The organism is Sphaerisporangium sp. B11E5, assembly GCF_039871875.1.
Taxonomy (GTDB): domain Bacteria; phylum Actinomycetota; class Actinomycetes; order Streptosporangiales; family Streptosporangiaceae; genus Sphaerisporangium.
Map to the genome: position 1 here is coordinate 121,093 of NZ_JBDPMD010000007.1, position 18,397 is coordinate 139,489.

Annotated in this window: 14 protein-coding genes; 7 read left to right on the forward strand and 7 right to left on the reverse strand. The window is 73.0% G+C overall.

The window, feature by feature from the left end:
- Nucleotides 1–18 precede the first annotated feature (18 nt).
- Nucleotides 19–489: a GNAT family N-acetyltransferase gene (locus ABGB17_RS09690; protein WP_347627597.1), complete on the forward strand. Its 471-nt coding sequence runs from the start codon at nucleotides 19–21 to the stop codon at nucleotides 487–489.
- Nucleotides 490–535: 46 nt separating this feature from the next.
- Here the strand turns inward: ABGB17_RS09690 and ABGB17_RS09695 are convergent, their stop codons facing one another.
- The 4 genes from ABGB17_RS09695 to hypF all read right to left on the reverse strand — a co-directional run bounded on the left by ABGB17_RS09695 (nucleotide 536) and on the right by hypF (nucleotide 7,987).
- Nucleotides 536–1,807, reverse strand: coding sequence for a S1 family peptidase (locus ABGB17_RS09695; RefSeq protein ID WP_347627599.1), 1,272 nt, complete (start codon nucleotides 1,805–1,807; stop codon nucleotides 536–538).
- Nucleotides 1,808–1,972: 165 nt separating this feature from the next.
- Nucleotides 1,973–4,804, reverse strand: coding sequence for a hypothetical protein (locus ABGB17_RS09700; RefSeq protein ID WP_347627601.1), 2,832 nt, complete (start codon nucleotides 4,802–4,804; stop codon nucleotides 1,973–1,975).
- A 199-nt stretch (nucleotides 4,805–5,003) separates the two neighbouring features.
- Nucleotides 5,004–5,519, reverse strand: a complete 516-nt coding sequence (locus ABGB17_RS09705) for a YceI family protein (RefSeq protein ID WP_347627603.1) — start codon at nucleotides 5,517–5,519, stop codon at nucleotides 5,004–5,006.
- Nucleotides 5,520–5,719: 200 nt separating this feature from the next.
- Nucleotides 5,720–7,987: a carbamoyltransferase HypF gene (gene hypF / locus ABGB17_RS09710; RefSeq protein ID WP_347627605.1), complete on the reverse strand. Its 2,268-nt coding sequence runs from the start codon at nucleotides 7,985–7,987 to the stop codon at nucleotides 5,720–5,722.
- A 183-nt stretch (nucleotides 7,988–8,170) separates the two neighbouring features.
- Between hypF and ABGB17_RS09715 the strand changes: the two genes are divergently transcribed.
- The 3 genes from ABGB17_RS09715 (at nucleotide 8,171) to ABGB17_RS09725 (ending at nucleotide 11,180) form a co-directional block, all read left to right on the forward strand.
- Nucleotides 8,171–8,821 (forward strand): helix-turn-helix domain-containing protein, encoded by a 651-nt coding sequence (locus ABGB17_RS09715; RefSeq protein WP_347627607.1) that lies wholly within the window; start codon nucleotides 8,171–8,173, stop codon nucleotides 8,819–8,821.
- Nucleotides 8,822–8,944: 123 nt separating this feature from the next.
- Nucleotides 8,945–10,459, forward strand: a complete 1,515-nt coding sequence (locus ABGB17_RS09720) for an MFS transporter (protein ID WP_347627609.1) — start codon at nucleotides 8,945–8,947, stop codon at nucleotides 10,457–10,459.
- A gap of 97 nt (nucleotides 10,460–10,556) precedes the next feature.
- Nucleotides 10,557–11,180 carry a LysE family translocator gene (locus ABGB17_RS09725; protein WP_347627611.1) on the forward strand — a complete coding sequence of 208 codons (624 nt, stop codon included), beginning with the start codon at nucleotides 10,557–10,559 and terminating at the stop codon, nucleotides 11,178–11,180.
- 4 nt (nucleotides 11,181–11,184) lie between these two features.
- On the opposite strand, the gene ABGB17_RS09730 is transcribed toward ABGB17_RS09725, so the two are convergent.
- Nucleotides 11,185–11,370 (reverse strand): hypothetical protein, encoded by a 186-nt coding sequence (locus tag ABGB17_RS09730; protein WP_347627613.1) that lies wholly within the window; start codon nucleotides 11,368–11,370, stop codon nucleotides 11,185–11,187.
- A 309-nt stretch (nucleotides 11,371–11,679) separates the two neighbouring features.
- Nucleotides 11,680–12,552 carry an LLM class F420-dependent oxidoreductase gene (locus ABGB17_RS09735; protein WP_347627615.1) on the reverse strand — a complete coding sequence of 291 codons (873 nt, stop codon included), beginning with the start codon at nucleotides 12,550–12,552 and terminating at the stop codon, nucleotides 11,680–11,682.
- 383 nt (nucleotides 12,553–12,935) lie between these two features.
- Here ABGB17_RS09735 and ABGB17_RS09740 point away from each other — a divergent pair, with 383 nt between their 5' ends.
- From ABGB17_RS09740 to ABGB17_RS09750, 3 genes are read left to right on the forward strand one after another with little or no spacing between them, the layout of a single operon-like run.
- Nucleotides 12,936–13,385 (forward strand): (2Fe-2S)-binding protein, encoded by a 450-nt coding sequence (locus ABGB17_RS09740; protein WP_347627865.1) that lies wholly within the window; start codon nucleotides 12,936–12,938, stop codon nucleotides 13,383–13,385.
- Nucleotides 13,385–14,359, forward strand: a complete 975-nt coding sequence (locus ABGB17_RS09745; RefSeq protein WP_347627617.1) for a xanthine dehydrogenase family protein subunit M — start codon at nucleotides 13,385–13,387, stop codon at nucleotides 14,357–14,359. Before ABGB17_RS09740 ends, ABGB17_RS09745 begins: the two co-directional genes overlap by 1 nt.
- Nucleotides 14,356–16,563, forward strand: coding sequence for a xanthine dehydrogenase family protein molybdopterin-binding subunit (locus tag ABGB17_RS09750; protein ID WP_347627619.1), 2,208 nt, complete (start codon nucleotides 14,356–14,358; stop codon nucleotides 16,561–16,563). The genes ABGB17_RS09745 and ABGB17_RS09750 overlap by 4 nt, the downstream gene beginning before the upstream one ends.
- Here ABGB17_RS09750 and ABGB17_RS09755 read toward each other — a convergent pair.
- Nucleotides 16,502–17,965 (reverse strand): Ig-like domain repeat protein, encoded by a 1,464-nt coding sequence (locus ABGB17_RS09755; RefSeq protein ID WP_347627621.1) that lies wholly within the window; start codon nucleotides 17,963–17,965, stop codon nucleotides 16,502–16,504. The two genes, ABGB17_RS09750 and ABGB17_RS09755, sit on opposite strands and share 62 nt — an antisense overlap.
- Nucleotides 17,966–18,397: the final 432 nt, after the last annotated feature.

An 18,397-nucleotide genomic window follows, 5' to 3' on the forward strand; every position in this document is an offset into this window, starting at 1 on the left:
GCCGATACCGTAGACGCCGTGGGAGTGGACGGTGTGGAGATCGTCGTGGACGACCTGTCCGGGCCGCGGATCGCCGCGTTCCTCGGCGAGCACCTGGAGGAGATGCGGGCCCTGTCGCCGCCCGAGAGCGTGCACGCCCTCGACCTGGACGATCTGCGCCGCCCGGAGGTCACGTTCTGGTCCGTCCTCGACGGGGACACCCTGGTGGGGTGCGGGGCGCTCATGCGGATCGACGCGGGACACGCCGAGGTGAAGTCGATGCGCACCAGCGCGGCCCGCAAGCGCGGCGGCGTCGCGTCGCTGCTCCTGGAGCACATCATCGCCGAGGCCAGGCGCATGGGCTTCGCCCGGCTGAGCCTGGAGACGGGGTCGGCCGAGCCTTTCCTGCCCGCTCGGCGGCTGTACGAGAAGTACGGGTTCGAGTACTGCGAGCCGTTCGGCGACTACCGGCTCGACCCGCACAGCGTGTACATGACGCGGTTCCTCTGACACGCCGACGCGGCCGGGGGCGGACCCCCGGCCGCGAGGACGGTCCTCAGTGCACCATCACGTAGGCGTTGAAGGCCAGCGCGACGTCCCAGACCCGGGAGAAGACGATCACTCGTCCTCCGTCGAGCCCGCCGCAGTACACCTTGCTGCCGACGGCGGAGGTGATGCCCTGCGCCGCGATCTCGTCGAACCAGTTGGTGTAGGAGAACACCGGCCCTCCGCTGTCCCCGTGCGCGACGGCGCAGCCGCCCTCGACGCTCTTGGCGCGGACCATGTGCTTGACGTACTGCCCGTTGGTGTAGGTGCCGCTCCAGGCGGTCTCGGTCACCTTGATGAGGCAGTACTCACCCCGCGTGGCCCCGGAGTTGCACACGAAGTTGCCGACGTGCGCCTTCCACAACGCCACCACCCGGTTGCTGCTGGAGGACGCGGGGCCGCCGTCGAACATGTCGGCGGTGGCGTTCGCCCGCACGATGGCGGCGTCCCGGTAGGAGATGCGCCACGACACCGGGCCCATGTAGTTGGCCGAGGTGAAGCCACCGCCGTCGTAGAACAGGTCCCAGAGGTTGCCGCAGTGCGCGGCGGTGAGGAACCCGGGGTTGTCGTACTGGTCCCAGACCGCGAAGCCCGAACTGCAGCCGGCGCCGGTCGTGAGGTTCAAGGTGCGACCGCCCGCGTAGTAGCTCGGCACGTCGTTCTGCCTGCTGTAGGCGGGCTCGAACGTCTCCCCGCGCTCCAGCGTGATCGGCGCCGTGGCCCCCGCGGGCCGCTGGAGCTCGCCCGGCTCGGTGTCCTGCCCGGCGACCGACAGGCGCACGCCGCTGCCGTCCGCCAGCGGAGCCGCCCCCGTGACCTGCCCGGACGCGACCCACCTGTCCACCTCCTCCAGCAACTGCGCGCGGCTGCGCGCCGCGGGCAGCACCGCCACCGGCGCCGCCAGCCGCCCCTCGTCCACGACGTCCTGCACGGCCCGCGGCAAGGTTCCCCGCCAGTAGAGCCGCACCTCGTGGTTCTCGGGATCGGCGACGATCCCCGCGTACCCCTCGGCCTCCTCGGCCACCGCGAGCAGCCGGTCCGCCACCCCGTTCAGCCGCGCCTGCTCGGTGAACAACGCCCGCCAGTCCGCGAACCCCCCAGGCACCGCCCCCCGCGGCCCCGAGTCGTCCCCGACCGGCGTCTTGCCCTCCCCGGCGGCCACCCGCCGCGTGAGCTCAGGATCGTCGGCCACCTGCGCCGCGGCGGCTCCCACCCCCAGAGCCGGCACGAGCGCACAGACGACACCCAGCACCGCCAGGCATAAACGAACTCTCTTCCGCATTTCTTGTCTCCCCCGTTCGTTGAAACCGGAGGCGATTACAGCAGGGGGTTCACGAGGCGTTCCGCGTTGAAATACGTGCACGTACTGTGCCGTCTGTCCTTGCGGCGGCGGCAGAACGCGTCGCGGCCGAGGGGCGCGCCCCCGGCCGCGACGTCATGGCCATCCTCAGTGTTGTGGCTTGATCCTCACTTTGGCGGTGGTGGTGTAGGCGGAGCCGGCGCCGGTGGCGGTCAGGGTGGTGAAGCCGGTGGTGGTGACGGGGATGGTGGGGGTGAGGGACACCGTGCCGGTGTGGTCGGCCAGGGTGCGGCCCAGGGAGGTGGTGTCGAGGAGGAATTCCACGCTTTCCCCGGGGCGGTAGCCCGTGGCGCGGAGGGTGGGGGTGGAGCCGGGGGTGGTGGGGCCGAGGACGAGGAGGCGGCCGGGGGACTCGGTGGCGGCTTGCTCGGCGCACACGTCGCCGGGGGTGCCGTACTCGGGGGCGGGGGTGCCGCCGGTGAGGCCGTCGTCCTCGCGGACGGTGAGGGTGCTGAAGGCCCTGTCGCCCATCACGGCGCCGGAGGTGTTGGTGGCGGAGACCTTGAACGACGTGGACGGGGTGGCGCTGGGGAGGGTGTCGCCGAAGGTGTTCACCGTGACGGGGGCGCAGGTCTGGCCGGGGAGGAAGGTGACCTTGCGCATGGTCACGCCGGCCCTGCCGGTGGCGGAGCCGAAGACGCTGACGTAGGCGGTGATCGGGTGGTGGGCGCGCTCGGAGAGGACGGCGGCGATCTTGGTGGTGCCGGGGGCGGCGCCTTCCTCGGTCCTGGCCGGGACCATGTTCACGGTCACCTGCTGGGCGGGGTGGCGGGATCCCACGGCGCGGTTCTCGGCCGACAGGTCGGAGATGTAGACGCCGCCGGTGCCGGTCGCGGCGGTGAAGCGGACCTCGCGGATGTCGGACCTGTCGAGGCCGGTGAGGGACGAGGTGGGGATGTTCACCTGCTGGAGGATGATCTTGCGGAGCCAGGCGGAGGTGACGCCGGGCAGGCGGGTGACGGCCAGGGGGTTGAGCTTGGACACCGGGGCGGACCACGTGCGGCGGGAGCCGTCGGTGACCGTGACGGTGAGGTCGGTGGCGGTGGCCACGGACGCGTCGGCGGCGACCTTCACCGAGAGCTGCTGGTAGCGGCGCACGTCGCGGGCGGCGGCCGGCACGTTCACCCGCACCTGGCCGCTCGGGGACGTCCACGTCATGTGGAGCATGGGGGAGGACGGGATGTTGAACGCCCACAGCGCCGGGGACCAGTGCGGCAGGGCCGCCTGGTTGAGGGTGGTGGCGCAGAAAGGCGCCGTCTGCGGCAGCGTCACGCCGCCGTCGCCCCCCATGCTGGCGCAGACTTCCGCGGTGGCGTCGCCCGAGACGCGGACGGACGGGTCGGGGCGTTCGAATGTCGCGATGTCCACGCGGGACCGGGCCGGCTGGGTCGCCGCCGAGGTGACCCGGGCGAACGTCGTCGCGGGCGCGGCGGTGGCGGAGCCGTCGAACAGCGGCAGGAACCGCTTCTCGCCGCCGAGCACCAGCCGGAAGAAGCCCGCCATGTAGGTGGCGCCCACCTGCACCTGCTGCGCCGGGGTGAGGCGGGTCGTGGTCGCGGACGCCGGGTCGCACACCGGGTCGTCGGCGCCGGACGCCAGGGACGACCAGTCGTCGGCGGTGCTCGCGGGCCAGCCGCCCGGCGTCCAGATGGTGTTGAAGTAGTTGTGGTTGGCGCCCATCACGAGCACCGCCGAGCGCAGCACGTCGTCGGCGAAGTTGTGCCGCGAGTCGTCCACGATGTGCTGGCCCATGAGGTTCTCCACGTCGCCGTCGCAGTACGGCAGGATCGTCGCGAGTGCCGCGTTCGGCACGGAGATCCGGTCGTAGTCCACGGGCGCCAGCGGCAGCACCGCCTTGATGCCGAACTGATCCCGCACCGGCAGGGCGTCGTTGAGGGTGGACGCGGCCGTCACGCCCTCGCCACCCCGGGAGTGCCCCATGATGCCGACGTCGCCGAGGTCGAGCCGCCGCACCAGGTCGCGCGGCGTGACGTCGCCGGTGAGTGCCTGGTCGAGTGCGACGTCCCTGCCGGTGAACGCGTCGCGGTACACGACCCGCCGGCCCGCGTCGGCCTGGCGCAGCATGTCCAGGGTGTCGAGGACGAGTTGTCCCCGGGCCTGGGCGCCGTGGTCGGCGGAGAGCTGGTTGTCGTTGGCGTTGATCGCGTTGGCGGAGATCGACACGACGGCGTACCCGTTGCTCGCGAGCGCGCGGGCGGGGGCGTCGTAGCCGAGGTAGCTCGGGATGGTGAAACGCTGCGCCGTGCTGTCCGGCGTGGCGCGGCAGGGCCAGCGGGCCGGGTTGGCCGCGCCGGAGCCGTAGCAGGACGCGTGCCGGCCGTGCAGGAAGATCACGACGGGCTTCTCGCCGCGGCCGTCCGGCAGGTAGATCTTGCCGGTGAGCTCGCCGCGGATGCCGCCGATGTTGAGCAGCGGGATCGCCTGGTCGCCGAAGTCGTACACCGCCTCGGAGACCCGGTACGGCCCGGGCGTCGAGGGGTCGGCCGGCAGCACGGGAGGCACGACGTCGGGGATGGCCGGCCGGGGCGAGCGGGCCGCCGAGGCGCCGCCGGCCGTCGCGGTGGCGAGGGCGTCGGTGGTGACCGAGGTGGCGTCCGCCACCGCGGGGTCGGTCGTGACGAGGGACAGGGACGTGCCGTCGGCGGACTCCGCGGCCGGGCCGAGCACCTTGCCGTCCACCGACAGGGTGGGGGCGCTCGCGGTGACGGGCAGTTCCCTGCCGAGCTCCAGGGTGACCTGGAAGCCGCCGGCGACGCGGGTGACGTGCCATCCGGGGCCGGAGGCGACCTCGCCGGCGGGTGGTTCGGCGGAGGCGGTCGCGGGGATCAGGGTGGCGGGCAGGCAGGCGAGGACGAGGACCGCGGCGAGGTTCCGCGCGCGGCGGGGCAGATCGAACAAGGGGGCGCCTTACTCACAGGGACCGAATCGCCCGCCGCGGTACATTCGTGACGGGCGATTCGCACCGTATGCCCGGCTTGTGAACATCAGCGGGCGATCTTGTTACCGGCCTGTTCCGTGCCGCCCGTGCCGATTGTCAGAACAGCGACAACGCCGATGTCAGAACGGTGAGCCCTTCCGGCCGCCCGGCGCCGGCACCTCACTCCTCGTCTGACGTCAGCTCGACCTCGGCCTCCACCTCGACCGGGTCGGCGACCTTCAGCATGCCGAGGAACGCCGTGTACGGCTTGATCCCGTAGTCGGACTGCCGCACCGTGCCCGTGCCCCGGTAGCGGCCCCCGCCGAGCGGGGTGACGGTGAGCGTGAACGGCCCGCTCCGGCCGCGCAGGGTGAGCGTGCCGGGGTCGCCACCGCCCATCGTGAACACCGCCTCGGGATGGCGGTCGCAGTCGAGCAGGCGGCGCGCGTTGCGCTCGATCTCGCGGCGATCGGAATCGGTCAGCGTCGTGACCCCGCCTGTCCCCGACAGGACGCGCAACGATGCCGTCTCGGCGGTGACCCGCAGCTCGGCCGTGCCGCCGTCCTCGATGACCTCGCCGGACCAGCGGGTCACCTCGATCGTGAGGTCGTGCCCCGCCTGCGCGGCCACGCCCTGCCGGGACGTGCGCAGCAGGAGCGTGCCGCGATCGGGGCCGACGCGATGACGCCTCGCCATACCGGCACGGTAACCCACGGCGGGGACAGGTCGCTGGCCCCTCCATGCTCCCGCGCGCCTCCAGGCGCCGGCCCCCTCCCTGATCCGCGCACCTCGCGGGTCCCGCTTCAGGCGGGCGAGTCGCCGCGCGACGTGACGTCCCGCGCGCCTTCAGGCCGCCGGCCCCCTCCCTGATCCGCGCATCTCGCGGGTCCCGCGCTTCAGGTGGGGGAGTCGCCGCGCGACGTGACGTCCCGCGCGGCGGCGACCACGGCCTGCCCGAGGCTGATCCCCCCGTCGTTCGCGGGGACCCGGCTGTGGGTGAGCACCCGGAAGCCGGCGGCGCGCAGCCCGTCCACCGTGCGGCCGAGCAGCAGCAGGTTCTGGAACACCCCGCCGGACAACGCGGCCGTGGTGAGGCCGTGGGCGTCCCTGAGCGCCACGCACCGCTCCACGACGAGGCGCGCGACGCCGTTGTGGAACCGCGCGGCGATCACCCCCGGGGCGACGCCCGCCAGCAGGTCGTCCGCCGCGGCACGCACCAGGTCGGCGCCGCGGACGCCCTCGGCGGAGACCGACGCCGGGTAGGCGCCCCGTTCGGCGGGGTCGGCGTGCTGCTCGAGCTCGATCGCGGCCTGGCCCTCGTAGGTGATCGTGCCCCGGACGCCGATCAGGGCGGACACCGCGTCGAACAGGCGCCCGGCGCTTGAGGTGAGCGGGGACCCCACGCCCGAGCGCGCCAGGGCCAGCACGTCGTGCCAGCGGTCGCGCCGCGCCACCTCCAGCCCCTCGGGCGGCCTGCCGTCGTACGCGAGGTCGAGGTAGGCGGCGGCCATGCGCCACGGCTGCCGGATCGCGGCGGTGCCGCCGGGCATCGGCACCGGGACGAGGCGCGCGGCCCGCTCGGCGGCGGCGAGGTCGGCGAGCAGGAACTCGCCGCCCCAGAGGGTGCCGTCCGTGCCGTGGCCGAGCCCGTCGAACGCCACGCCGATGACCGGCCCCGGCTCGCCGTTGTCCGCGAGGCACGAGGCGATGTGCGCGTGGTGGTGCTGCACACCGACCAGTTCGACGCCGTCCAGCTCGGCGGCGTGCTTGGTGGAGAGGTACTCGGGGTGCAGGTCGTGCGCGACCACCTCCGGCACGATGCCGAACAGCCGGGAGAAGTGCGCGATGCCCTCGGTGTACGACCGCAGGGTCTCGTAGTTCTCCAGATCGCCTATGTGGTGCGAGAGGAAGGCGCGCCGTCCCTTGGCCAGGCAGAACGTGTTCTTCAGCTCCGCGCCGCAGGCCAGCACGGGACGCGGCACGTCCCAGGCCAGCGTGACCGGCTCGGGCACGTGCCCCCGTGATCGCCGCAGGAGCATGCCCCGGCCGCCGAAAGGCCGCACCACCGAGTCGTCGGTGCGGACGTGGATGGGCCGGTCGTGGGTGAGGAACACGTCCGCGATGCCGGCCAGCCTGGTGAACGCGTCGGCGTCCTCGTAGGCGATCGGCTCGTCCGAGACGTTCCCGCTGGTCAGCACGATCGGTTCACCCGTGGCGGCGAGCAGCAGATGGTGCGGGGGTGCGTAGGGCAACATGAGCCCGAGATGCCGGTTGCCCGGGGCCACCGACGGGGCCACCGGGCCGCCGTCGAGCCTCGGCAGCAGCACGATCGGCCGCGCCCCGTCGCTCAGCAGCGCGGCGGCGAGATCGTCCACCTCGCACAGCAGCGCGGCCTGGCGCACGTCGGCCACCATCACCGCGAACGGCTTGTCCTCGCGGTGCTTGCGCCGCCGCAGGGCCGACGCCGCCGCCTCGTCGGAGGCGAGGACCGCCAGGTGGTAGCCGCCGAGCCCCTTGACCGCCACCACGCCGCCGTCCCGCAGCAGCGCCGCGCACCCGGCGACCGGGTCGCCCGGCAGGTCGTCCCCCCGCGCGGACACCAGCCGCAGCCGCGGGCCGCAGTCGGGGCAGCACGTGGGCTGGGCGTGGAAGCGCCGGTCCGCCGGGTCGTGGTACTCGGCGGCGCAGGCCGCGCACATGGCGAACCCCGCCATCGTGGTGAGGGGCCGGTCGTACGGCACGCCTCGCACGATGGTGAACCTCGGCCCGCAGTTGGTGCAGTTGACGAACGGATACCCGAACCGCCGATTCCCCGGATCGGCCAGCTCACGCAGGCAGTCGCCGCAGGTGGCCGTGTCCGGCGACACTAGCGCACGCCGCGGCCCCGACGCGTCGCTGCGCACGATGGCGAACCCCCGGGCCCCGCGCGGCGCCCCCTCCACCACGCCGACCCGCTCCACGCGCGCCAGCGTGGGCGCGTCCCGGCGCAGTGCCACCAGGAACTCCGCCACCCGCTCCCGCGGCCCCTCGGCCTCGACGAAGACCCCGTCCGCGTCGTTGCCCACCACCCCCGCGAGCCCGAGCCCGGTGGCCAGCCCGTACACGAAGGGCCGGAACCCGACCCCCTGCACGGCCCCCTCCACCCGCACCTCGACGCGTATCACGCGCCCAGTGTGCGCACGGCCCCCGCCGATCCCGTAGCGGCCGCCCCGGCGCGCCTCCCGAAAGCTTGTGACGCAGTTCACAAAGACCGCGGAAATAGCCGGAGCACGACGCCGGTTGACGCCTGTGTCTCGCAAACGGGGAATTTCTCCCCGTTTACGGGACAGATGGGAAGGGGGATCACCGTGAGCACCGTGCACACGATCACCGAGCGGGGCCGGGCTCCGCGGCTGCGGGCGGACGCGTCGCGCAACCGCGAGCGTATCGTGGCCGCCGCACGTGAGGCGTTCGTGGAGTACGGGGCCGAGGCGACCCTCGACCAGATCGCGCGGCGGGCGGGTGTCGGGAACGCCACGATGTACCGGCACTTCGCCGACCGCGCGGAGCTGAGCCGTCAGGTGATGCTGGAGGTCATGAACCGGGTCGTGCGCCTGGCCGAGTCGGCGCTCGACGAGGCGGACGCGTTCGAGGCGCTGCGGCGCTTCGTGCACGGCGCCGCGGCCGAGCAAGTCGGGGCCCTGTGCCCGGTGGTGTCCGGCGAGTGGGAGGCGATCGCGGCGGAGCTCGCCGAGAACCGCGCCAGGCTCCAGCGGGCCGTGCAGGCCCTCATGGACCGGGCGCGGGACGAAGGCCTGCTGCGTGAGGACGTCGCCCCCGGTGACATCATGATCGCGATTTGCCAGCTCACCCGCCCGCTGCCCAGCACCGGGTGCCTGAGGCTCGGCAGGTTCGCCGAGCGCCATCTGGACATCTTCCTCGACGGTCTGCGCGCTCCGGCGCGCTCGGTCCTGCCCGGACCCGGGGCGACCTTCGAGGACCTTCAGCCGCACCCTTGACCCTGACCGCGCCGGCCGCCTGACCGCCCCGTCGACCCACCCCCCGCGTCGTCCCCGGACCGCACGTTCGGCAGGTCATCGCCACCTGCCGATCTCCTCTCCAGACCGTTAGTGAGTTGACGCATGCCTGAAACGGCCCAGGTCCTCCCGGACCCCCGCCGCTGGAAAGCACTCCTCTTCATCGCCATAGCCCAGTTGATGGTCGTGCTCGACGCGACGATCGTGAACATCGCCCTGCCGTCCGCCCAGACGGACCTCGGCATATCCGACGCCAACCGCCAGTGGGTCATCACCGCCTACGCGCTGGCGTTCGGCGGACTTCTGCTGTTCGGCGGCCGCATCGCCGACATGTGGGGCCGCAAGCGCGCCTTCACCGCCGGGCTCATCGGCTTCGCCGCGGCGTCCGCGATCGGCGGCGTCGCGGCCAACGAGGCGATGCTGCTCGGCGCCCGCGCGCTCCAGGGCGCGTTCGGCGCGCTGCTGGCACCCGCCGCGTTGTCCCTGCTCGCCGTGATGTTCACCGAGGCCCACGAGCGGGCCAAGGCGTTCGGCGTCTACGGCGCCATCGCGGGCGGCGGCAGCGCCGTCGGCCTGATCCTCGGCGGGTTCCTCACCGAGTACCTCGATTGGCGCTGGACCTTCTACGTCAACATCCCCTTCGCCGCGGTCGCCGTCGCGGGCGCGCTTCTCGTGATCCGCGAGCCGGCCGGCACCCGCAACCGCAGCGGCCTCGACATCCCCGGCGTCGTGCTGGCCACCCTCGGCCTGGTCTCCCTGGTCTACGCCTTCACCCGCGCCGAGTCCGACGGCTGGACCGCGGGCGCGACCATCGGCCTGTTCGTCGCGGCCGTCGTGCTGCTCGGCGCGTTCGTGCTGGTCGAGAGCAGGGTGCGGCACCCGCTGCTGCCGCTGCGCGTGATCACCGACCGTGCCAGGGGCGGCGTGTACCTGGCGCTCGGCCTCGCGATCATCGCGATGTTCGGCCTGTTCCTGTTCCTCACCTACTACCTGCAGGTCATCAAGGGGTACACCCCCGTGCAGACCGGCTTCGCGTTCATGCCGATGGTCGCCGGCATGATCATCGGCTCCACGCAGATCGGCGCCCGCCTGATGACGCGCGTCCCCGCGTGGTGGCTGATGACCCCCGGCTTCCTGGTCGCCGCCGCCGGCATGCTGATCCTCACCCAGATGGAGACCGGCAGCTCGTACGTGGGACTGGTGCTGCCCGCGCAGATCCTGCTCGGCCTCGGCATGGGCACGGCGTTCATGCCGGCGATGAGCCTCGCCACCGCCGGTGTGCAGCCCCGCGACGCGGGCGTGGCCTCCGCGATGGTGAACACCTCCCAGCAGGTCGGCGGCGCCATCGGCACCGCGCTCCTCAACACCATCGCCGCCGACGCCGCCACCTCCTGGGCCACCGCCCACACGTCCCAGCTCCGCACCCTCGGCCAGGCCGCCTTCACCAACGAGTCCGCGGTCCACGGCTACGCCACCGCCATCTGGTGGGCGGTCGGCATCCTGCTCCTGTCCGCCACCATCGTGGTCACCTTCATCGCCACCCACAAACCGGGCGACGCCGCCGCGTCCCCCGAGGACGGCGTGGAGGACACCCCACCGGTCCCGGTGCTCGCGCACTGACCCTCTTCTCCTGGCCCGCGTCCCCGCTGCGGGGCGCGGGCCTTCCATGTCCGATTCCCGCCGGTGTCCGAGGGGTCGACAGGGCTAGGGTCGGAGGATGGACTGGGCGGCTTATGGAGCGTTCGTCACTTTCGCGGTGGTCGTGGTGCTGCTACCGGGTGCCGACTTCGCGGTGGTCGTCGGCAACACCCTGGCCGGCGGGCGTCGCCGGGGGAGCTGGTGCGCGGCCGGTGTGACCACGTCCAACACGGTGCAGGGCGCGGCGGGGGCCGCGGGGCTCGGGGCGCTGATCGCGGGGGCGCAGCCGGTGATGCAGGCCGTGAAATGGGCCGGTGTGCTGTACCTGCTCTACCTCGGCGTGCGTACGGTGCGCTCGGCCGTCCGGGGGCGTTACGCGCCGCTGTCCGCGCAGGACGGCGACGGCGCCGCGCTCGGCGGATGGCGGCAGGGCTTCCTTTCCAACATCACCAACCCCAAGGTGCTGATGTTCTACCTCGCGGTGCTCCCGCAGTTCCTCGCCCCGGACGCGGGCCTGGCGGTCCTGCTGCTGTACGCCGTCACGCACGCGGCGTTGTCCCTGGCGTACCTGCTGCTGCTCACCGCCTTCCTGCACCGCCTGCGACACGTACTGACCCGGCGGCCGATCCGCCGCGCGCTCGACGCCCTCACCGGGCTGGCCCTGCTCGCCTTCGGGGCCCGGCTGGCCGCCGAGCGCGTCTGACCGGTCAGCCCCGCTTCACCTCCAGCGTGACCACAGGGGACCCGAAACGGTGCGGCCCGAGGACGGCCCGCCGGGCGAAGCACGCCGTGGCGATCTCCGGCAGGTAGTCGGCGACCAGCTCCGGGGACAGCCCCCGCCGCAACCACACCACCAGGACCACGGACCCCGGCATGGGCGTGGCCGCGAGCACGCGCGGGAGACCGCCTCCTCCGTCGAACTCGTCCTGAAGGTGCTCCGCCGCCCCCTGCCGCACGCGGCCGGCTCGACGAGGCCGTCCTGCTACGCAGGTACGGTGACGAACTGGTGATGCGGGCTCAGTTGCACCATTTGCTCAAGCTCACCGAGTCGCCGACCATCACGATCCGTGTGTTGAAAGGTCGATGCCGGTAGTGGCCGGGAATCAGCGGGACGGCAACAGATGTAAATGGTCCTTCCGGCCATCTGGCGTGAAACAGCTACAGTGCCGCGGGATTACGCCGGCCTGAACCTGTCTCGGCCGTTACCTCTTGCGTACACCGAGGGCCTCGGCGGCGGTGGTCAGGGCGGTGAGGTGGTCGTCCGCGGTGCGGAGGTTCGCGTTCATGGTGTTGACGGCCAGGTGGGTGGCGCCGGAGGATCTCCAGTGGTCGGCCAGGTCGCGTAGGGCGTCGGGGTCGCCGGTCCAGTTGGCGCGGCCTTCCATGCCGAGGGTGGCGGGGTCGCGGCCGGATTCGAAGGCGGACTGGTGGACGATGGCTTTGGCCTCTTCCAGGTCGTGGCCGGGGGGGAGCTGGGGGAACCAGCCGTCGGCGAGGCGGCCGATGCGGCGGTAGGCCTTCTCCGACTGGCCGCCGAACCAGACGGGGATGGGGCGCTGGACGGGCATGGGGGCGAGGCCCGCGGCGGTGACGCGGTGATAGGTGCCTTCGTAGGTGACGGACTGTTCGGTCCACAGGCGGCGCATGAGGTCCACCTGTTCCTCTATGCGCTTGCCCCGGGTGGTGAAGTCCTCGCCGAGGGCCTCGTACTCGACCTTGTTCCAGCCGACGCCGACGCCTAGGCGGAAGTTGCCGCGGGTGAGCAGGTCCACCTCGGCGGCCTGTTTGGCCACCAGCGTGGTCTGGCGCTGGGGGAGGATGATGATGCCGGTGACGAACTCCAGGGAGGTCAGGGCGGCGAGGTAGCCGAACATGACCATCGGCTCGTGGAAGGTCGTGTACAGGTCGTAGGGGCCGCTCCAGTTCTTGTGCACCGCGGGGTCGGCGCCGACCACGTGGTCGTAGGCCATGATGTGCCGGTAGCCGAGTTCCTCGGCGCCCTGGGCGTAGGCGCGTACGGCACCGGCGTCGCCGCCGAGCTCGGTCTGCGGGAAGACGACACCGATCCGCATCATCGCTCCTCGGAACTTTCAGACGATCTCGTCGATCATCATTCCGTGTACGGCGCTGCTCAACCATGCATCGAGGTGCGGGCTCGCGCCGGCCACCGGGGCCGGGGCCGCGCCGGCTGTTGGCGGGGGAAGGCATCGGTGCTTTGATACTTTCGCTGACCGGCCGTAAATTTTCGGAGTTCGGACGGCGGCGGCGTTTTTCCGGTATCGGCGCGATGGGCGGAGGAAGCGGCGTGCCACGATCTGACCCGAGGGAGAACACTGGTTCGCCGGGCGTGTCCCGCCGCGGCTTCATGGGGACGGTGGCCGCCGGGGTCACCGTCACCTCGCTCGGCATCACGGGCGCCGCGGAGGCGCAGGCGGCGGACGACGCGCTCGTCGAGGTCGTGCTCGACGTCAACGGCACCAGTTCCACACTGCGTCTCGACCCCCGGGTGACGCTGCTCGACGCGCTGCGGGAGCGGCTCGCGGTCACCGGGCCGAAGAAGGGCTGCGACCGCGGGCAGTGCGGGGCGTGCACGGTGCACGTGGACGGCCGGCCGGTGCTGGCGTGCCTCACACTGGCCGCGTCGGTGCGGCGCGAGGTCACCACGGTCGAGGGTGTCGGCAGGGGCGGCGGCCTGCACCCGGTGCAGCAGGCGTTCATCGACCAGGACGCCTTCCAGTGCGGCTTCTGCACCTCGGGGCAGATCATGTCGGCGATCGCGTGCGCCAGGGACCGGGGCATCAGGAGCGACGACGAGATCCGCGAGTTCATGTCCGGCAACATCTGCCGCTGCGGGGCTTACTCCAGCATCACGGCCGCGGTGCGGCAGGCCAAGGGCGGAGGCGTCTGATGCGCGCGTTCACCTTCGCCGCGCCCGCGTCCGTCGAGGCGGCCGTCGGCGGCGACGCCACCACGGCGTTCCTGGCCGGCGGCACGACGCTCGTCGACCTGATGAAGCTCGAAGTGCTCACCCCGTCGCGGGTGCTGGACATCAACGCGCTGCCGCTGCGGGGCATCGAGACCGGGCGGGACGGCCTGCGCCTCGGGGCGCTGGAGCGGATGAGCGACATCGCGGCCCACCCCGCGGTGGCCGAACGGTATCCCGTCATCGCGCAGGCGCTGCTGGCGAGCGCGTCCCAGCAGATCCGCAACATGGCGAGCATCGGCGGCAACCTGATGCAACGCACCCGCTGCGGCTACTACCGCGACGTCACCGTGCCGTGCAACAGGCGCGAGCCGGGCTCCGGCTGCCCCGCCGCCGAGGGCACCAATCGTCCGCACGCCGTGCTCGGCACCAGCGACGCCTGCGTGGCGACCCACCCGAGCGACGTCGCGGTCGCGCTTGTCGCCCTGGACGCCACGGTCCGGCTGCGCGACGCCGCCGGCACCCGCACGGTGCGGCTGGCCGACTTCTACCGGCAGCCCGGCACCACCCCGCACGTGGAGAACGTCCTGCGCCCGGGCGAACTCGTCACCGACGTGCTGGTGCCCGCGCTGCCGTGGGCCCGCCGGTCCGTGTACCTGAAGATCAGGGATCGGCAGTCGTACGAGTTCGCGCTCTGCTCGGCCGCCGTCGCGCTGGACGTCAGGGGCGGCCGGGTGGCCGGCGCCCGGGTCGCGGCCGGCGGGGTGGGCACCGTCCCGTGGCGGCTGCCCGCGGTGGAGGCCGCGCTGCGCGGCAGGCCGGCCCGGCAGGAGACCTACGAGGCCGCGGCGCGGCAGGCCGTGCGGGGCGCGCGGCCGCTGACGCACAACGCCTTCAAGACGACGCTGCTGCGGCGCACGATCGTCCGCGCGCTGCTGAGCCTGGAGGCCGGGGCATGAGCACCTCCCCGCTCGGCGCCTCGCTGAACCGCATCGACGGCCGCCTGAAGGTCACCGGGGCCGCCACGTACGCCGCGGACGTCCACCCCGGGCGCGTCGCGTACGGCTACATGGTGAGCAGCACCGTCGCCAGTGCCACCCTCGAATCCATGGACGTCGCCGCGGCGCGGAGCGCGCCCGGGGTGCTCGCCGTCTACACGCCGTTCGAGCCCTTGAAGATCAACGTGCCGTACGGCCCGTTCCGCACCTCCTGGGCGCCGCTGCAGGACCGTGAGGTGCACTACATGGGCCAGCCCATCGGGTTCGTGGTGGCCGAGACGTTCGAGCAGGCACGCGACGCCGCCATGCTCGTCACCGCGCGCTACCAGGAGCGGACGCCGAAGACCTCCCTGGAGGACGGCATCCCGGGCGCCACGACGCCGCCGCAGGTGGACGGCGAGCCCGCCACGCTCGCGTTCCTCAAGGACGGCGTGGCGTCCATCGACGAGGCGCTGGCCGCGGCGGAGCGCGTCGTCACGGCCACCTACTCCACCGCGGCCCAGGGCCACTCGGCGATGGAGCCCCACTCGGCCGTCGCCGACTGGAAGGACGGCGCGCTCACCATCTACAGCGGCAACCAGGGCGCGGGTCTCCAGGCCGCCGACGTCGCGGGCGCGCTCGGCGTCGAGCCGGCGAAGGTGCGTGCCATCAACCCGTTCGTCGGCGGCGCCTTCGGCGGGAAGGTCTACACCTACCCGCCGACGCTGCTGGCCGCCGTCGCGTCCCGCGCGCTCGGCCGCCCGGTCAAGGCCGTGCTCAGCCGGGAGCAGAACTTCCGGATGACGGCCACCCGGCCCGCCACGGTGCAGAAGGTGTCGCTCGGCGCCCGCCCCGACGGCACGCTCACCGCCATGAAGCACGAGGCGTGGTCGTCGTCCAGCGTGATCCTGCCCGGCACCGAAGCGTCCGCCCACCACAGCTCCCGTAGCTGGTACGCCTCGGAGAACATCGGCGTCAGCCAGAGGACCGTCCCGCTGAACGTGCCGCCGACCACCATCATGCGGGCCCCGGGCGAGGCCACCGGCGGGTGGGCGCTCGAGACGGCCATGGACGAGCTGGCCGTCGAGCTCGGCGTCGACCCGATCGCGCTGCGCCAGAAGAACTACCAGACCCGCTACCCCGGGCGCGACGTCCCCTACTCCAGCAAGCACCTCGACGAGTGCTACACCCTCGGCGCCCGCAGGTTCGGCTGGGACCGGCGGCCCGCCACGCCGGGGTCCCGGCTGGACGGCGACTGGTACACCGGCATGGGCATGGCCACCGCCATCTACCCGGCGTTCCGCTTCCCCGCCTCGATGCTGGTGCGGCTGCACGCCGACGGCCAGGCCACCGTCTCCGGCAGCACCGGCGACCCGGGCACCGGCATGTGGACCGTGCTGTCCATCATGGGGGCCGAGACGCTGGGCCTGCCGGTCCACCGGGTGCGCGGCAACCTCGGCGACTCCACCCTCACCCCGGGCGGCTTCGTCGCGGCGTCGTCCAGCACGGCGAGCGTCGGCTCGGCGATCGTGGCCGCCGCCGAGGAGGTCAAGCGCAAGCTGATCGAGCTGGCCGTCACCGACACCCGGTCGCCGTTCCACGGCCGCCCCGCCGAGGACGTCCGCTACCAGAACGGCGACCTCGTCTCCGGCGGCCGCCGTCTCGGTTTCGGCGCGCTGCTGCGCACGGTGGAGCTGACCGGCGTCGAGGCGGTCGGCTCGTCCGCGCCTGGCCCCGAGGCGCGCGCCCACGCGTTCGCGTCGTTCGGCGCGCAGTTCTGCGAGGTGCGGGTCAACCGGTGGACGATGGAGCCCCGGGTGACGCGCATGCTGAGCGTCATGGACGCCGGCCGCGTCGTCAACGCCAAGACCGCCCGCAGCCAGATCGTCGGCGGCATGGTCTGGGGCCTGTCCGCCGCGCTGCACGAGGGCCTGCACGTCGAGCCGGACGGCCGCATCGCCAACGGCGACCTCGCCGGGTACCTGCTCCCGGTGAACGCCGACGTCCGCGAGATCGACGCCGTGTTCGTGGACCATCCCGACCTGACGTTCAACCCCGTCGGCGCACGCGGCATCGGCGAGATCGGCGTGGTCGGCATGGCGGCGGCCGTCGGCAACGCGATCTTCAACGCGACCGGCAAACGCCTGCGCGCCCTGCCGATGACCATCGAGGCACTGCTCGGCTGACCCGCCCGTGCCCGCGGGGTTCGCCGTCCGCGCACCCCCGGGCCCGGGGCGGCACGGGCCTCGGCGGGGGCACCGGCGTGCCGTCCGGCCCGATCCGCACGACGACCGGCGGCGACGCGCTCGGGGCGAACGTGGCGGTCCCTCCGTAGCGCGCGACGAACCTGAGCCGTCCCTGGGGCAGGTTCCCGACGGTGATCACCGCCCTGCCGTACGCGTCGAGGTCCGCCGCGCCGAGGCCGATGCCGTCGTACTCGAAGTGCACCCGGCCGGACGTCACCGGCAGGCCGCCGGCGTGGGTGACGGCCGCGGTGAGGACCGTCCGCCCGGTGCCGCCCGGCTCGGCCGTCACGGTGAGCGTGGTCGCGGTGGGGATCCGCGGCGGGTTCCTGCGCGCGATGGCGATGCCCATGGGGGCCGGCCCGACCGGGATGGTGGCGATGACGGTGCCGTGCACGAGGTCGATCGCTGTGACGGTCCCCTGGTAGTAGCTCGTCACATAGGCCCGTGTGCCCGTCCGGTCGACGGCGACGTCGAAGGGGGCGGGGGTGGGGATGGTGCCGACGACCCTGGCGGAGGCCGTGTCGATCACGGCGAGGTTGCCGGAGAGGCGGTCGGTGACGTAGGCGCGCCGGCCGTCGGGCGCGAACGCGACCTGGGTGGGCTGCCCGGCCACGCCGATCGACCCGGTCACGGTGTCGGTCGCCGTGTCGATCACGTAGACGGAACGTGCCTCGTCGTTGGTCACGTAGGCGCGGGGCGCGCCCGGCATGATCGCCACGTCCTGGGGACGGGGCTGGGCGGGGATCGAGCCCGTGGTGCTCAACGGCGTGACGCGGACGACGCCCACCGAGTTCGACTCCTGGTTGACGACGTAGGCCTTGGCGCCGTCAGGCGTGACCGCCAGTTGCCCGGGACCCAGCCCGACCTGGGTGGACGCGGTGACGGCACCGCCGGCGGTGTCCACCGCGCGCACGGTGTGCAGGCTGTTGAGCGAGATGAGAGCTTGGGCGCCGTCCGGGGTGAACGCCACCCCGGTCGGGGTCGGGCCGACGTCGAGCTTCCGGACGACCGTGTCGGTCGCCGTGTCGATCACGAGGACGGTGCCCTCCGCGGCGACGGTGCCGTAGGCGGTCACGTACACCTGGGTCTGGTCCGGGCTGACCGCCGGCCAGGCCGGCGCGCTGTCCACCGGGATGGTGGTGACGACGGAGTTGGTCTCCAGGTCGATCACCGTGACGCGGCCCGGTTCGCCGCGCAGGCTGTTGCCGGCCACGTAGGCGACGTCCCGCGGCGCCTGCCGCGCGGCCGCCGGGGCGGTCACGGAAGCCGGCGCCGGGGCCGCCACGGAAGCCGACGCCGGGACGGCCGTGCAGGTCGCCAGCCCGGCCGCGGCGGTCACCATCGCAAGGACACGCCGGCGGCGCCACCCCTCGGGGTGCGCTCGTCCGGACCTGCTTCTCCACACGCCTGGCACCGGGACCCTCCCATCGACGACGGCAGGGCTTTTCTACGGTCGCCCGCCCGGCCGCCAGGCGTCGGCGCGCGGGGCGGTGAATTTCTTGGCCGGTCGTTTGGCCGCCGGTGAGCGCACCCGGGTAATTCGCTCGACGGCGCGGGCCGGGCGGCGGCAGTATGGGCCGCGATGTCACGAGCGTAGAGGCGAGTCGATCAGCGGGGACGGCCCCCGGAGCCCAGCGGGCCCGGTGCGGCGGCCGTCGCCCGCCTCTTGTCGCGCGTCGATGGCGGCGCGGTCCCGTGACCGCCGGCCGCCCCCCTTCATCTTTGACGACACTGGGTTCCGCGAACCGGAACCCGATCGATGCGCGCGTGCCGG

Coding starts and splice junctions, on each gene's coding strand:
- ABGB17_RS09695 (WP_347627599.1), bottom strand. CDS start 1,807: ATGCGGAAGAGAGTTCGTTTATGCCTGGCGGTGCTGGGTGTCGTCTGT.
- ABGB17_RS09705 (WP_347627603.1), bottom strand. CDS start 5,519: ATGGCGAGGCGTCATCGCGTCGGCCCCGATCGCGGCACGCTCCTGCTG.
- ABGB17_RS09720 (WP_347627609.1), top strand. CDS start 8,945: ATGCCTGAAACGGCCCAGGTCCTCCCGGACCCCCGCCGCTGGAAAGCA.
- ABGB17_RS09725 (WP_347627611.1), top strand. CDS start 10,557: ATGGACTGGGCGGCTTATGGAGCGTTCGTCACTTTCGCGGTGGTCGTG.
- ABGB17_RS09735 (WP_347627615.1), bottom strand. CDS start 12,552: ATGATGCGGATCGGTGTCGTCTTCCCGCAGACCGAGCTCGGCGGCGAC.
- ABGB17_RS09745 (WP_347627617.1), top strand. CDS start 13,385: ATGCGCGCGTTCACCTTCGCCGCGCCCGCGTCCGTCGAGGCGGCCGTC.
- ABGB17_RS09750 (WP_347627619.1), top strand. CDS start 14,356: ATGAGCACCTCCCCGCTCGGCGCCTCGCTGAACCGCATCGACGGCCGC.
- ABGB17_RS09755 (WP_347627621.1), bottom strand. CDS start 17,965: ATGGTGACCGCCGCGGCCGGGCTGGCGACCTGCACGGCCGTCCCGGCG.